The 16077-nt window shown below is 38.2% G+C and carries 14 protein-coding genes; 7 read left to right on the top strand and 7 right to left on the bottom strand.

Annotation, left to right across the window (positions count from 1 at the left end; genetic code table 11):
* Window positions 1-123 precede the first annotated feature (123 nt).
* The gene (locus EDD66_RS15915) at window positions 124-1395 is read left to right on the top strand and encodes an HD-GYP domain-containing protein (RefSeq protein WP_170164394.1); all 1272 of its coding nucleotides are present in this window, start codon (window positions 124-126) and stop codon (window positions 1393-1395) included.
* Here EDD66_RS15915 and EDD66_RS15910 read toward each other — a convergent pair.
* Both EDD66_RS15910 and EDD66_RS15905 read right to left on the bottom strand, forming a co-directional pair.
* Entirely contained in the window at window positions 1385-2221 is an 837-nt protein-coding gene (locus tag EDD66_RS15910) for a GGDEF domain-containing protein (protein WP_123610571.1), read from the bottom strand. The two genes, EDD66_RS15915 and EDD66_RS15910, sit on opposite strands and share 11 nt — an antisense overlap.
* Window positions 2211-2651: a response regulator gene (locus EDD66_RS15905; protein ID WP_170164393.1), complete on the bottom strand. Its 441-nt coding sequence runs from the start codon at window positions 2649-2651 to the stop codon at window positions 2211-2213. The genes EDD66_RS15910 and EDD66_RS15905 overlap by 11 nt, the downstream gene beginning before the upstream one ends.
* A 148-nt stretch (window positions 2652-2799) precedes the next feature.
* Here EDD66_RS15905 and EDD66_RS15900 point away from each other — a divergent pair, with 148 nt between their 5' ends.
* On the top strand, window positions 2800-3126 hold the full coding sequence (locus tag EDD66_RS15900) for a helix-turn-helix domain-containing protein (RefSeq protein ID WP_123610569.1): 327 nt from the start codon (window positions 2800-2802) through the stop codon (window positions 3124-3126).
* A gap of 119 nt (window positions 3127-3245) precedes the next feature.
* Here EDD66_RS15900 and EDD66_RS15895 read toward each other — a convergent pair whose 3' ends face one another.
* The 5 genes from EDD66_RS15895 to EDD66_RS15875 form a co-directional block, all read right to left on the bottom strand.
* Window positions 3246-4091, bottom strand: coding sequence for a TIGR03943 family putative permease subunit (locus tag EDD66_RS15895; protein ID WP_123610568.1), 846 nt, complete (start codon window positions 4089-4091; stop codon window positions 3246-3248).
* A gap of 1 nt (window position 4092) precedes the next feature.
* Window positions 4093-5667 (bottom strand): permease, encoded by a 1575-nt coding sequence (locus EDD66_RS15890; protein WP_123610567.1) that lies wholly within the window; start codon window positions 5665-5667, stop codon window positions 4093-4095.
* A 4-nt stretch (window positions 5668-5671) separates the two neighbouring features.
* The gene (locus EDD66_RS15885; protein ID WP_123610566.1) at window positions 5672-6706 is read right to left on the bottom strand and encodes a CobW family GTP-binding protein; all 1035 of its coding nucleotides are present in this window, start codon (window positions 6704-6706) and stop codon (window positions 5672-5674) included.
* 98 nt (window positions 6707-6804) lie between these two features.
* Entirely contained in the window at window positions 6805-7623 is an 819-nt protein-coding gene (locus EDD66_RS15880; RefSeq protein ID WP_123610565.1) for a metal ABC transporter permease, read from the bottom strand.
* The gene (locus EDD66_RS15875; RefSeq protein WP_123610564.1) at window positions 7616-8293 is read right to left on the bottom strand and encodes a metal ABC transporter ATP-binding protein; all 678 of its coding nucleotides are present in this window, start codon (window positions 8291-8293) and stop codon (window positions 7616-7618) included. Before EDD66_RS15875 ends, EDD66_RS15880 begins: the two co-directional genes overlap by 8 nt.
* Window positions 8294-8440: 147 nt before the next feature.
* On the opposite strand from EDD66_RS15875, the gene EDD66_RS15870 reads away from it, so the two are divergent.
* From EDD66_RS15870 to EDD66_RS15850, 5 genes are all read left to right on the top strand, one after another.
* The gene (locus EDD66_RS15870; RefSeq protein WP_330511376.1) at window positions 8441-9445 is read left to right on the top strand and encodes a metal ABC transporter substrate-binding protein; all 1005 of its coding nucleotides are present in this window, start codon (window positions 8441-8443) and stop codon (window positions 9443-9445) included.
* A gap of 85 nt (window positions 9446-9530) precedes the next feature.
* Entirely contained in the window at window positions 9531-10943 is a 1413-nt protein-coding gene (locus EDD66_RS15865; protein WP_243115394.1) for a L,D-transpeptidase family protein, read from the top strand.
* Window positions 10944-11278: 335 nt separating this feature from the next.
* Complete coding sequence (locus EDD66_RS15860; protein WP_123610563.1) at window positions 11279-12259, top strand: helix-turn-helix domain-containing protein; 981 nt, start codon at window positions 11279-11281, stop codon at window positions 12257-12259.
* Between the two features lie 178 nt (window positions 12260-12437).
* Window positions 12438-14261, top strand: coding sequence for an ABC transporter ATP-binding protein (locus EDD66_RS15855; protein ID WP_123610562.1), 1824 nt, complete (start codon window positions 12438-12440; stop codon window positions 14259-14261).
* Complete coding sequence (locus tag EDD66_RS15850; RefSeq protein ID WP_123610561.1) at window positions 14254-16005, top strand: ABC transporter ATP-binding protein; 1752 nt, start codon at window positions 14254-14256, stop codon at window positions 16003-16005. The genes EDD66_RS15855 and EDD66_RS15850 overlap by 8 nt, the downstream gene beginning before the upstream one ends.
* Window positions 16006-16077: the final 72 nt, after the last annotated feature.

The raw sequence follows: 16077 nt of genomic DNA, 5'->3' as shown, positions 1-16077 counted from the left end.
TCTTGATAAATCATTAAATGTATGATTTAATGGGGGAATAGATGGATTTAAAGTTGTATCGGGTTATTCAGGAGCAGGATGACTGGGATATATAATGATATTTATTACTTAAGGATGGTTAAGATGATTCAAAAAGCACGAAAGAAAAAATCAATGGAAATTTGTTTAAATGATTTACTCTATGCCGTTTCTTATGCATTGGACTGTGTAGAACATGAATTGATAGGTGCAACAATATATCACGCAAAAAGAGTTGCATATCTGTCCGTTCAGACAGGACGTGTTCTGGGACTGAATGAGCAGGAACTTTTAAACCTGGCGGCTTGTGCGGTTCTTCACGATAATGCTTTGACGGAATATATTCAGTCTGAATATTTAAATGGTACAGATGTTGTATCATATAAAGAGCAAATTACGTTAGGTGCACATTGCAGTATGGGGGAAGATAATATTTCACAAATGCCGTTTTACTCTCAGGTGAAAGATGTAATTCTTTATCACCATGAAAGGGCAGATGGAAATGGTCCGTTCGGCAGAATAACAGAGCAGACACCTTTGCTTGCCAGATTAATCCACCTGGCAGATAATATTGATGTGGAATTTGATTTGAACAGTGTTTCACGTTTAAAATATGAAAAAGTATGTAATTATCTTACAAAGAACATAGGAATTTTATTTGACGAGATAGTCGCAAAAGCATTTATAGGGGCTTTTCCCCTGGAGAAAATGCAGCAACTGCAAGGAGAAAATATTGAGCCTCTTTTACATAATTGCCTGCCGGTCATAAAGATAAAATACACCGATAAAGAATTGATCGGATTGTCAACTATTTTTGCAAAAATTACAGATTATAAATCCAGGCTTACGTCAAAGCATTCTCTTGAGATTGCCAGAAAGGCAAAAAAAATGGGAAGATTTTATGGATATGGCAAAGAAGAACAGGCAAAATTGTATTTTGCCGGTGCTCTTCATGATATTGGAAAACTTATCGTGGATACGGATATTTTAGAAAAGCCGGGTAAACTAACGGAAGAAGAATATCTTCACGTCCAGAATCATGCATATGCTACCTATCAGATACTTCATTCCATTGAAGGGCTGGAAGATATTACTTCCTGGGCTTCAATGCACCATGAAAAGCTGGATGGCAGCGGTTATCCTTTTGGAAAAACAGTAGAAGAACTGGGACACAATGAAAGACTGATGGCATGTCTTGACATATATCAGGCCTTAGTCGAGGCACGGTCTTACAAAAATGGCATGCCCCATAAAAAGGCGATGAAGATTCTTTATAAAATGGCAGCAGATGGAAAATTAGATGAAAGAATAGTCTATGATATTGATGAATGCTTTGGGCAATATACAATAAATTTGACTGCTGGATCTATACAATGACTCTGTTCCGGCCTTTCTTTTTTGCCTGGTATAACTTTTTGTCCACCAATTCCAGGGCTTTATTAACCGTATTGATACCGTTTCTTTTATAGAGTGTAGCTACACCAAAACTGCAAGTTATTTTCAGATACTGGGATTTTATATAAAAACTCTGGGCTTCTATCCCACTACGGATTCGATTGGCAATTCTGACGGCAGCAGCTTTGTTGGTTTTAGGAAGACAGATAAAAATTTCATCTCCTCCGTATCTTGCGATCCATCCACTTTTTTCACCGAGATGGTGGCGGAATATTCCGGCGATTTCTTTTAATACATAATCACCTGCAATATGCCCGTATTTATCATTGATTCTTTTGAAATAATCAATATCTGCATAAATGACAGAGACGGGTTCGTTATTTTGGAAAGTCCGGGCTAAATCCACTGGAAACTGTTTATCAATATATCTGCGGTTATAGAGATTGGTCAGAGAATCTGTCATAGCCAATTTCTGAATATGATTAAGTATAACTTCCTGTTTCGTAAATATGGGAGAGGTTATATTTTCATGTCTTTTTATATATTGTATCAATTCCAGATAGCAGGAATGATTACCAATTGATATTGGTATGGTGATGGTAACATTTATCAAATGGTCATTTTCGCTGATAGACAGCACCACATTATAACAGCCGGAGAAAGAGGCAGGAGTTTCATGGGGTATCCTGGAATCCTCGCTGCTGTATAATATCTCATTAGTATTTCCGTCCAGAATTCGGAGGATGGAATAAAATTTTTGGAGCATCTGTATGGATGCGACAGCCTGATTCAAATTTTCAAAATTCATTTTTATCTGGAACCTTCCGGTTTATTTTATCAGGAGTAACTGTGGGAACGGGGCAATGTTTGTGCAGATAGGCTGCAAAATCAGACATGGGACTGGTTCTTTCAAACTTTAGAGGGATTTTATATTTAGCACAATAGCCATAAATCAGGGAATCCAGCATGGCCCAATGCAAAGCAATAAAAGTCTTATTTCGTTTTCTGTATTCACTGATGATTTCGTAGTTCTGTTGGTTTTTTAAGTATCCGGCAACAATCAGAAAGTCAATGGCTTGATCCGCCAATTCTAATGCCTGCTCCTTGGTTTGTACCAACCCTATGACATGAATTCCCACAGAGTTTAGATAGTTGGATAATTCTTTTGCTTGATCTATCAAGCGGTCTGATATAATCAGTACCCTTATTCGGGCAATATGTAAATCATTACTAATCATCTGTTTTTTCCTTTCTCTGAAATTTATCATTATGCATAAGGCGATAGCTTCTCCTATGTCTTATAAGAATATATTGTAGTATACTTCTAGATTATTTTCAACCCTAATTGTATTCTTTAAGATTGCTATAAAGGAGGCTTGGAGTATTATGCTTAACAGAAAAGAATTGGGTGCTGCCATAAAGAAGGCCCGAATGGAAAATAAAATAACACAGGAAAAACTGGCAGAAATGCTGGATATTTCACCAGTACATATCAAACAGCTTGAGGCAGGTACTAGAATGCCATCCGTTGAGCTCCTTTATAATCTTGCGATTACGTTAAACATCTCGGTGGATGACGTTTTCTTTCAAAGAAAACCCAGCGATGCGGAATTATTGGGTAAAATTGAACGAATCCTAAGTATATGTACACAACATGATTTACGGGTAGTTTATGCTACCGCCAGTGCTTTAAAAGATAAGGATATACAATAGATATAATCATTCAATTTATAAGGAGCTAAAACCTTTTCTAAATTATAAGTAAAGAATATGGCAAGGATTGCAGGAGACATACAAAAGTAATCCTTAAAAATAGAAGGCTGCGTCTATCACTAATATGGATAGACGTAGCCTTCTACTTCTTCGGCTGGTGTGATCTTTGTTACAAAGATTTGGGGATCATCGTATTCAATGTCATTATACTGACATTTTACAATATGGAGAGTACCTTCTACTTTCACCCATGAATCTGTTTTGAGCTCCGAAGCTTTGTCATATTTGCAGAGCAGCCCGGTAGGGGCTAAATCTGCGACACAGCAGGACATCGCCAGACGGGCAGGTACAAATTCATCTTCTTTGAAGCTGTCCACGTCTTTAAAAACAAAACCTGTCATTGTAATTTTGTATCCTTCAAATCTGGGCATGTTTACATATATCTCGGAAAGCCACATGCCAAAGGTATCGTCTGATACTGTGATTGTTTTATTTTCTTCATCCAGACCGGGCAGAATAGCAGAATATTCTTCCTCCGGCACCTCATATTCTTCCTCCAGTGCATCATATTCTTCTTCAGGAATAGAAGTATCTATGGAATTAGAAGGATCGTCTGCAGAGCCAGTATTGCTTGTGACACCAGTCAATGCATTTCCGCCCACATAATTAGAAGAAAGATCAGCAGTGCTTAGAGGACCATGGGGGAGCAATAGAAATAGAACAGGAATCGTAAGTACAAAGCAATGGGCAGAACGTATCTTATGCTGTGGTCGGAACAGTCTAAAAAGCCCTGTACAGGCCCATATGGCCATTACCACTCCGGTGAAGTAAAGATAGGGTTTCATTCTGGGAGTGACATAGTTAAGATATTTCCCACTGCTTACCAAATAATACATTAGCCCTCCAAAAGCCAGGTAGCAGATGAATTCTAAAAAAACCTGAGGATTAAACGTTTTTGCCTGCATATTATATCCCTCCTAAACTGGAAAACAAAAAGACCAAGATAAAGCATATAATAAATGCCCTCAATAATAATTTAACGATAAAACCTTTTGAGAATCCAGAAGAGAGCATCATTACATTTTTAATATCCATCATCGGACCAAAGACTAAGAATCCCATGATAGCGCCTATGGGAAATTGATTAGAGAAGCTGCGGGCAATCACGGCATCCGATGATGAGCATAGGGAGAGGACAAAAGCCATCACCATCATAATAAAGATGGAAAGTGCTAAATTTGCGCTGCTTTGGGATGAAGTAAAGATTCCTGTCCCAATTGTCTGAAAGATGGAAGAAATAAAGGTTCCAATCACAAGATATTTTCCGACACTGAAGAATTCCGCTTGTGAATGACGTAAAAACAATCCTATCTTTCCAGTGAAAGTGGTGACTGATTCAGCATCTTCATAACAACCGCAGCTGCACATAAGCCTGTCAAGAGCGCCCCCCGTTAATACATGGCTTTGGGCTGAAGAATTTGCAAAGGTAAGACCGATAAGAACAGAAACTATAATACCAAAGCAAATACGATTAATCACAATTGCCATGTTGCCGCCAAAGGCGTAATAAGTGGATAAAATTACTACCGGATTGATTACCGGTGTAGCTGTCATAAAGGTAATGGCAACCGGGAGTGGTATTCCTTTTTTTACTAGACTTCTAAAAATAGGGATGGATGCACAGTCACAGACAGGAAGGCAAAAGCCGCCTAAAATTGCCACCAGCATTCCTAAACCAATTGATTTGGGAAATCTGCGTTCAATTGTTTCTTTCGGAATAAAAATCTGAATTGCAGAGGAGAGCAGTACACCAATCAATAAAAATGGAACGGCCTGAAGTATGATGCCTAAAAATACGTTGATAATGGTATTGGTTGGGATTTTCAGTGCATCCATAGCCGGTTTGACAATAAAGTACAAAGCAATTATCAGGACAGTCACCTGAAAAAATACATTGACAGGGTGTCCTTTTCCTGAAAAAAGCTGTTTATATAAATCATTGTAGGCCCGGGCTTCATACAGGTTGATACCAGGATTTATTCCACCCATGACCCGGCGGATCCGCTTATAAGCAGTCTTTGAGCGAGCACCCCGGATCACGGCAAAATCGCTGTTTGCAATTTGTTCAGGCAGAGCACTGCCCGTTCTGCCAAGTATATTTTCTATCTTTTCAGCATCAGCAATGTGAAGAACTTTTTGAATTTTACACAGCCTGTGCAAAGGGGAATTGAGAAACAACAATTGTAACTGAGAAAAAGGAACAACACCATTCCATTCAATCCAGATTTCATCAGGTTCATGTTCTTGTATATTTTGAAGGATTTCATCTATTATTTGCTTTTGCTGCTGTTCTAAAGTCTTTTTAGGAAAGGAAATCTTATGACAATTATTATGCCGGCCATGGAAGTCCTCTTCTCCGCTTTCAAACTGGATTACGAGAATGCTTATTTCTTTCCAGTCTTTTTTATTTAGCAGGTTGTTTAGAAATGTTGTTTTTCCTCCATCTAAAAAACCGGTTACAACATATACAGGTATTTTCATAATATCACTTCCCATTAAAAAGGCCAATCAATTCCTGTTGGTTCAGGTTCCGGCCTATGATGCAGATCATATCACCATGGACAGCAGATCTGGTGATCTGTATGTCTCCCGGGAGATATTGAAGGTTTATATATCCATTTGTACCTTGAACGATACCCTTTACTCTCAGAATCGTTCCATGAGCTTTCTGTTCCATATTTAAAATCACGGTCTTTAAATCTTCCATATTAAATGTCCGGGTTGTCTGGATGGTAATCGTATCAAAAATATCTTTTGCCGAATGATTATGCCCACATTTGTTCTCATGGTCATGATGGCTGCAGTGACAACCCTCCTCATGGTCATGAGAACCGTGATGGCCACAGTGACAGTCTTCTTTATGCTCATGAAGCTCATGATGATACCTGTGTTCATGGGAGAGAACCTTATGTTTTCCATATGTAGAATGCATCATATCGGGATACAGAATCTCATCCGATGTGATCTGGTCCCAAGGCTTTGAAAGGATAAGAGCGTGATCATTGAGACTTTTCACCAGTTCGTATGCGTCCTTTACCTTGTCAGGGAAATTTTCAGTTCGGCTTAATAAAATAGTATCGGCATTTTGAATCTGATCTTCAAAAAATTCTCCAAAATTATCAAGATACATTTTACAGCGTTTTACATCCGCAACTGTGAGCCGTAACTTTACTTTTGCAAGAGGTTCAATAGATGGATCCAGACAAGCTTTCATAATGTCTGAAAGTTTACCTACACCAGAAGGTTCTATAATGATTTTATCTGGCTGGAAGCGCTTTAGGAGTTCTTTCAGCGCTTTTACGAAATCACCTGATAAACTGCAGCAAATACATCCAGAATTTATTTCTTTCACCTGGATACCGCTGGATTTTAGTATGGCAGCATCGACGCTTATCTCACCAAAGTCATTTTCAATCAGGACAACCTTATCTTTTATAAAAGCTTCTTTCAGCAGCTTTTGAATCAATGTAGTCTTTCCGGCTCCTAAAAAGCCTGAAATTATATATATTTCGGTATTCATTAAAATCCTCCTTAGATGTTAATATTTTAAATAGATTTATTTTATATTATTTTTTGTATCTTCAAGTTTTATATATGATATGACAACAGGTATTATTCTTAGTTATTATGGCGTGCAATGCGGATACTTGCTTCCAGCTTTTTGCCTATGAGAACCAGAAGGAGAACAGCAACGGAAACAAGGGCTGTAAATCCACCTGGAGCTACATTAAGATAATATGAGATAAACAATCCCAGCATGATATCTATTACACTAAAGACAATTGAGAATATCAAAGTAAGTTTAAATCCCTTTCCAAGCTGAAGAGCTGTGGCAACGGGAAGTGCAATCATTGAACTAAGCACCAGCACACCTACAATTCTTATTGAGACAGATATTGCAGAAGCCACAAGAATGGAGAAAACATAATTGATCAGTTTCACTTTTACCCCGGCTACTTTAGCAGCTTCCTCATCATATGCGATATAAACCATTTGATGGTAAAGAAGAATAAGTGTCAAAACAGAAATTACACTTAAGATCAACACCATGACCATATCGAATTTTGTTACGGTCAGGATACTTCCAAACATAAAAGAATCCGCATTTGCATTAAGTTTTCCAGAACTGATGATAGTAATGGCAGTACCTACACTTAAGGAAAGAACAATGGTAAGGATCAGATCAGTGTACTTCTTAAAATAGCTCCGTAAAAATTCGATCAGGGCACCACAAATAGAGGTAAAGATAAATGCACCAAGTATAGGATTCTGCTTATATAAAAGCCCCATTGTGATTCCGGCAAGGGAAGCATGAGATAAGGTATCCCCTATCATGGAGTAGCGGCGGAGGACCAGAAAGATGCCGATGCATGGACATAAAATGGAAATAAATATAGAAACAAAAATGGCATTCTGCATAAAAGTATAATTAAACATTGCTATCGTCCTTTCTGTTGTTTTTTAAATATTCATTTGTATACTGCTCGGGAGTACAAAGATGGCCCTGCCCGGCTGTCAGATGATAAATCAATGTGGAATTGGAAATGGCGGCCTCCAGATTGTGCTCAACAGAAACGATGGTAATTCCTTTTTTTCGATTGATTTCTTTGAGGAATCCATAAATTTCTTTTTGACTGTTAACATCCACTCCCGTAGAGGGTTCATCCAGAATCAGCAGATCAGGATCTCCCATCAGTGCCCTTGCAATCAGTATCTTTTGAGTCTGACCACCGGACAGACTGCCCATCAATGACGCCGTAAAGTCTGACATTCCCACTTGTTCAAGGCTTCCCAGTATCACCTTTTTATTTTTGATTTTCAATAATTTACGATAGGAATTCAGTGTTTCATAAACCGTAATGGGAAAATTAGAATTGGAAAAATCATTTTTTTGGGGAACATATCCAATTCTGTTGGAGTGAGATATAAGATCCCCTTTTGTAGGTTTTATAAATTTTAGTATCAGCCGCATCAGAGTGGTTTTCCCACTTCCATTTTCACCTACTACCGAAATATATTCACCATCTTTTATATCAAGATCAATGCCATTCAACACATATGGTGGCAATCCTGTATAAGAAAAGAATAAGTTGTCTGCCTTAATCATAAAAACACCCTTTCTGGCTATAAATTAAAAATATTATTATCGCAAATGCATTTCATTTGCACTTGACAAATATATCCTTATGCACTATCATATATTATACATGTAAATGGGAATCGTTTGCAAGTAGAAATTTGGAGGTTGATGAAAATGTTAAAAATGCTAAGAAAATGGGTTATCCTATCATTCTGTCTGGTTGCTGCCATAAGTTTTTATGGATGCAGTAACAAAAATAGTCAGGAAGTTAATACAGCAGACAAGCAGGAAGTTAATACAGAAGACAAGGAAGTTAATACAGATGAAAAGAAGGTCAAAGTATCAGTAAGCTTCAATGCACTGAAGGAGTTTGCAGAGGCTGTGGGGAAGGATAAAGTAGAGGTTCAGACGATTATATCTGACGGAATCGAACCTCATGATTTTGAACCCAAAGCACAAGATCTTGCCAAATTAAGTGAAGCAGAGATTTTTGTATATAATGGACTGGGAATGGAAGCCTGGGCTGATGAAGCAGTTAAAGCTGCAAATAATGAAAAACTGATTGTTATAGAAGCGTCTGAAGGGGCTGATGTCATCACGAATGAAGAACATGAAGAGGAAGAGCATGAAGAAGAGGATGAACATGAAGAAGAGGAACATGATCACGGTAAATATGATCCTCATCTATGGTTGAGCTTAAAAGGAGCCCAGACTGAAGTAATCAATATTAAGGAAGCGTTGGTCAAGGCGGATCCTGACAATAAAGACTATTATGAGAAAAACTGTAATGATTATATTTCACAGTTAGAGAACCTTTATAATGAATATAATGAGAAATTCCAGTCCCTAAAGAAAAAGACTTTTGTAACGGGACATGCTGCTTTTGCTTATCTCTGCCGTGATTTTGGTCTGGAACAAAATAGTGTGGAAGATGTTTTCGCAGAAGGGGAACCAAGTGCAAAGCAGCTTACCGAACTGGTAGAATTCTGTAAAGAGAATGAAGTAAAGACTATTTTTGCCGAGGAAATGGCAAGTCCTGAAGTTTCTAAGACACTGGCAAATGAAATCGGGGCAGGAGTGGAGACAATCTATACCATGGAGAACAACGAGGATGATATGACATATCTGGAACGAATGACCGCTAATCTGACTAAGATTTATGAGAGTTTGGCAAAGTAAATGCTTTATGTATATTAAGGTTTAAAATCCCAAATACAAACATATGATAAATTAATTACTAGGAATTCAATATGGTGTATGTTTGATGAGGGCTTCACTCAATATAAAAAATATTAATATAAGAAAGCTTTTTAAACATAAGAATAAAGAAAAAATTGTTATTTTAATGTTTTCTATTATATTAATATATTTATTAGCTTCATTATATTTTATAGATCATTTCTTTTTTAATACAATAATAAATGAAGTAGATGTTTCATTAAAGACACACGCTGATGCAGAGCAGATGATGAAAAAATATATAAAAAGCTATGAACTGCGTCTGATAGAGAGAAATGACAGGACTGAAAAAATAACAGGACAAGAAATAGGAATGAGATATAATGAACAAAATAATATCAACAGAATTTATCATATGCAAAAATCTTATCAATGGATAAAATCCTTGTTCAAGAAGCAAAAATATTATCAAAAAGAGTTATTTACTTATGAGGAAGAACTTTTAGAAAAGAAATTAGATCAGTTAAATTGTTTAAATAACAATACGGTAAAACCAAGAAATGTAGGTTTTAGGTATTCGAACGGTTCTTATGAGATAGTAAAAGAAGTATATGGAAATAAAATAATCAAAGACAAATTAAAGAAGAATATAAAGTTGTATATATTAAAAGGAAAAATGGAATTGGATTTCGATGAAAATCATTGTTATGAAAATCCGGACTATACTTTAGATTCTGAAAAAACTCATAAAACCCAAAATTCATTAAATAAATATGTATCCGCAAATATTACTTACATATTTGGAGATGAAAAAGAAATATTAGATGGAAAAATAATAAGCAGATGGATTGGTGTTGATGAAAATTTAGAGGTGGTACTAAGTAAAGCGGCAGTGAAAAATTATATTAAAGGGTTAAGTAAAAAATATGATACTGTTGGAATCACAAGAAATTTTAAAACATCTACGGGTAAAATAATAGAAGTTACAGGTGGACTTTACGGTTGGAAAATGAATCAGGATGTAGAAACAATATCATTACTGGAAGATATAGAACATGGTAAAGTCCTTGAAAAAGAACCTGTATATATCCAAAAAGCTTTATCCAGAGGAGAAGACGAAATAGGCAGCACTTATGTAGAAATTAATATTACAAGGCAGCATTTATGGTTCTATAAAGATGGAAAACTGATTACAAGAGGACCTGTGGTAACAGGAAATCCAGGCAGGGGAAATTCTACTGTAGTTGGAACTTATATGCTCAATTATAAGCAAAGAGGTGTAATGCTGATCGGACCCAATTACCAGGTGAAAGTAAACTATTGGATGCCTTTCTATGGAAATATAGGGATCCATGATGCCCTTTGGAGACGTTCTTTTGGAGGAGAAATTTATAAAAGAAATGGAACTCACGGATGTGTGAATGCTCCATTATATTTAGCAAAAACAATATTTGAGAACATAGAAGAAGGAATCCCTATTATATGTTATGAAGAATGATATGTAATAAGAAAGAGCTGCTGCAAAATATAGTTTTCTGGGAAATTTATATTTTGTAACAGCTCTTTCTTTTATCTTGATATTTAGTCTGGTTGAGAATAATCGTTTTAATATCTAAGAAATTATCGTTTTCTGTTGATTAATTCTTCAAGTCTGAGGTAAGCATCTTTTTTTGTAGCAAAATAGTAGATCCCCAAAAGGATTTAAATTTTTCGGTAAGTTATTATAAAATTCCTATAAAATATACAGTTTGACAAAATTGCAACAAAGTGATATTGTAAAAATTGGGTTAGCCACAGCTAACTTAGATGAGTATCTTGGTAAAGGGGTGTAATATGAGCATTCTATCAAAGGAAAAAGGATTATATGATTCAGAAATCGAGATTATATCACAATCAGATGATTGCTCCATATATAGAATGAAAACGGATGGTGGGGACGGCATAATGACCAGTTACCAGGTTTTTCTGGGAGTTGAATTGATATATAATGATTTTCATATGGGTAATTGTTTACATAATAAACGTCCCTGCAAGGATATTATGGAGATCAACCATTGCAGGCAGGGAAGATTTGAATGTGACTTCAATAATGGTACCTGTGTATATTTGGAAGAAGGGGATTTGTCTGTAAATATGTTGAGTAACATGACGAAAAATTCTTGTTTTCCACTGGAGCATTATTATGGTGTTTCTGTTGTGATTGATCTGGAAGAGGCTTCTAAATCAATTTCAAGAGTACTAAATGACATTTCCATAGATCTTTATGTACTGAGGGATAAGCTTTGTGCCAATGACCAGTGTTTTATTATGAGAGCAACGGACTCAGTAAAACATATTTTTTTGGAACTTTACAAAGTTCCGGATAAAATCAAACGGGGATATTTTAAATTAAAGGTGCTGGAACTATTATTATTTCTCAGTGCTGCAGATGTGTCAGAGGAACAGCGTCAGTATTTTCCTAAAAATCAAGTAAATACTGTAAAGTTGATCAAGGAATATCTGACAGACAATTTAGAGCATCACGATACTTTAGAGGAACTTTCTGCCCGCTTTAACATTCCTCTTACCACTATGAAACTTTGCTTTAAAGGGGTGTATGGGACTTCAATCTATGCTTTTATGCGCGCTTATCGTATGCAGGCGGCTGCAGTTTTGTTAAGGCAGAGTACAGATAATATATCTGTGATTGCAGGCAGGGTCGGATATGCCAACTCCAGCAAATTTGCCTCTTCCTTCAAAGCAATTATGGGGATGTCACCTTTGGAATACCGGAAGGGCCATCGCTTGAATGAAGCATTGGAAATCTATAAGTAAAAAGTTTTTGTCTCCATGGAGCGAAATAAAACTCTATGGAGTAGAGAAAATCCAATACATAAATTAAAATAGACATTGGTTAGCTTTGGCTAACCAATGTCTATTTCTGAAAGGGGTAATTGTTGTAGGGAAATACAAAGAAAGAGCAATTATATTTTATAAAGGAAGGTGATTTATTATGAAACAAAAAAGTTCTGTGGCAGCAAAGCCGAAAACGGGCATGGCAAGGCTGATGGAGCTTGCGGCTACGAAAAAGCCTCTTATGATCGCTTCAGTGATTCTGTCGGGGCTGGCATCTGTTGCTTCGTTTATCCCTCATATTGCCATATACTTTGTGGTGAGAGAGATCATGGGGATATTCCCTGAGTTTGGAAATCTTGATCTGGAAAGAACGGTGGGGTTTGGGTGGCTGGCCTTTGGCGGCATCCTGCTTAATATATTATTGTACTTTGCAGCTTTGATGTGCTCACATCTGGCGGCTTTCGGAACGCTATACGAACTAAAAGTAAATTTTGCGTCCCATCTTGCAAAAGTACCGTTAGGGTTTCATGTACTGGTTGGCAGTGGAAAGCTGCGTAAGATCATGGATGAGAATATCGAGAAGATTGAAGGCTTCATTGCCCACCAGTTACCTGATATGGTGGCCTCCTTTGTGGCACCGGTAGTTATGTTCGCCATCCTATTGGTCATAGACTGGCGTTTTGGACTTGCGGCTGCCGCAGGTATCATCCTTGCCTTAGCAATCCAGATAAAAGCTTATGGTAATGATGGAGCTAAAAACATGATGGAGAATTACCAGAGTGCACTGGAGGATATGAATAACGCCTCTGTGGAATATATCAGGGGAATTACCGTCGTGAAAGCTTTTAAGCAAACGGTGTATTCTTTTCGCAGGATGCACTCTGCCATCAAGGAATACACCAAAATGGTCATTCCCTATACTTTGAGCTGGGAAAATTATATGTCGGCTTTTACTACTATCATCAACAATATTTATCTGTGTCTGATACCAGTAGGAATCCTGGTTGGTCTTAATACATCTGATTACAACAGATTTGCCGTAACATTTATCTTTTACCTTATTTTTGTGCCTTCCATTGCAACCATTCTGATGAAGATCATGTATGTTTCCACCGGAGGTATGCAGATCATCGGAGGAGTAGAGCGTATGGATGAAATCTTACATACGGCACCCCTGCCACAGCCTGAGGATCCGAAAGAAACCTCAGGTCATGAGATCGTATTTAAAGAAGTATCTTTCTCTTACGCAGGTCAGGAAGCCGAGGCACTTTCGTCTGTATCTTTCCGGGCAGAGGAAAATCAGATAACGGCCATTGTTGGTCCTTCGGGGGGAGGCAAAAGTACCATTGCACATCTCATACCCCGCTTCTTTGATGTAACCGAGGGGGCTATCTGGATTGGCGGCGTTGATGTGCGCCATATGAAAAGCGAATATCTGATGGAAAAGGTCAGCTTTGTATTTCAGGATGTATTCCTCTTTAAGCAAAGTATTATGGACAATATCCGGCTGGGTAACCAGAGTGCTACCGATGAACAGGTAATTGCTGCAGCAAAGGCTGCACAGTGCCATGAGTTTATTGAAAAGCTGCCTGAGAAATATCATACGGTCATAGGAACAAAAGGGGTACATCTTTCCGGTGGTGAGCAACAGCGGATTGCAATAGCCAGAGCAATCGTAAAGAACGCACCTATCGTACTTTTAGATGAGGCAACTGCATTTTCTGATCCAGAGAACGAACATCTGATTCAGCAGGCCTTTAAAAAGCTCATGCAAGGTAAGACGGTAATCATGATCGCTCACCGATTGTCCACCATACGCAGTGCAAATAAAATTGTAGTACTGGATAAGGGCCGGCTCATTGAGCAGGGAACCCACGATGAACTGTTGTTGAAACACGGTAAGTATTCTGATATGTGGAATATGTATACGAAAACACTTGACTGGAAGATGGACCGAAAGGGGGGGAAAGCCCATGTATAAACTAAAAGAACTGCTGATGCTTACTGACAAAGGCTATTCGGATTTGAAAAAGGCCATTGCTGCCTGCACGATTACGAATCTGTCACTCATGATGCCTTTTGCAGTGACCATTCAGATTTTTGCTGAGTTGCTAAAACCGCTGATGGGACAAGAGATTACCTGGATAAGGATGTGGTTTCTCCTTGGTTGTGGTGTTATTGCAGCAATACTGGTGTTTCTCGCCAGCAAAAACGATTATAAAAAGACCTATGTTACTTCGTATCTGGAAGCTGAAAATTCAAGGATCAGCGTTGCTGAGCGCATACGTAAGCTGCCTATGAGTTTTTTCAACTCCAAGGATCTTTCGGAACTGACTACAAATATTATGGCTGACTGCTCGACTACAGAGCATGTATTAAGCCATATCATACCACAGCTGAGCGCCAATGCCATTTCCATTACTATTGTATGCATTATGATGGCTGTTTTTGACTGGCGGATGGCCCTTGCTGTATTTATAACCGTGCCCTTTGCACTGCTTATTATCCTATGCAGTAAAAAAATCCAGGCTCGTTTAAGTGAAAAACAGGTGGAGGCGAAACTGAAAGCGTCTGATCAGGTGCAGGAGTATCTGGAAGGGATTAAAGTCATTAAAGCCTGCGGATTGGATGGATCTAAGTTTTCGGCATTGGATAATGCTCTTCATTTAATGATGAAATTGGCAATGAAAATGGAGGTTGTTACCGGATCTTTTGTCACCGGGGCACAGATGATACTACAGGCGGGGGTAGGTCTTACCGTTTTTGTAGGAACCTATCTGCTGACAAAAGGAAAAATTGAACTGATTCCATTGTTGATGTTTTTTGTTATTGTAGTAAGAATCTATGGTCCGGTTCTGGTGGAATTCACCCTTTTGCCAGAATTGTTCTATCACAGGATTGCTACAAAGCGGATGCGTACCCTCATGTCTGCTCCGGTCATGGAAGGCGATATACAAAAACCACTGACCCACTGGAACATCGATTTTAAGAATGTATCCTTCGGTTATAATGGGAGAGATATGCAAGAGGACACGGTAATCAAAAACCTTACAGTATCCATCCCTTCGGACGCCATCACGGCATTGGTAGGGCCTTCAGGCTGTGGGAAAAGTACCATCTCAAGATTAATTGCCAGGTTCTGGGATGTAAATGAAGGCAGTGTAAAAATCGGTGGTGTTGATATAAAGACTCTTGATCCCGAGCACTTAATGAGCTATATGTCCTTTGTATTCCAGGATGTTGTGCTGTTCAACGATACTGTCTATAACAATATTCGCATCGGAAACATGGAAGCTACAAAAGAACAGGTCCTAGAGGCAGCGAAAGCAGCTTGCTGTGACGAGTTTATAAGAGCTTTGCCGGATGGCTATCAGACAATGCTTGGTGAAAATGGCAGTACTCTTTCAGGAGGCGAGCGGCAGCGGATATCTATCGCCCGGGCACTTCTTAAAAATGCACCTATTGTACTCTTAGATGAGGCAACTGCATCTCTTGATCCTGAGAATGAGGCACTCATCCAGCAAGCTATTTCCAGTCTGATTGAAGGGAAAACGGTAATCGTTATCGCCCATCGCTTGAGAACTGTGGCAGGAGCAGATAAGATCATTGTACTTAATGAGGGAAGACTGGTGGAGGAAGGTACCCATGAAGAGCTGATGAACAATAGAGGGCTGTATGAAAGATTATACCGTATTCAACAGGAAAGCCTTGGCTGGAGTGTGTGACCCTGTTCTTTTTTAGTATGATATGAAAAGTGGCAGCATAGATTAAATTATGAATCGTATCAGGAGAGCAGT

The organism is Mobilisporobacter senegalensis (genome assembly GCF_003752155.1).
Taxonomy (GTDB): Bacteria; Bacillota; Clostridia; order Lachnospirales; family Lachnospiraceae; genus Mobilisporobacter; species Mobilisporobacter senegalensis.
The sequence above is the reverse complement of the archived record's forward strand: the minus strand, read 5'-3'. Positions and strand labels throughout refer to the sequence as shown.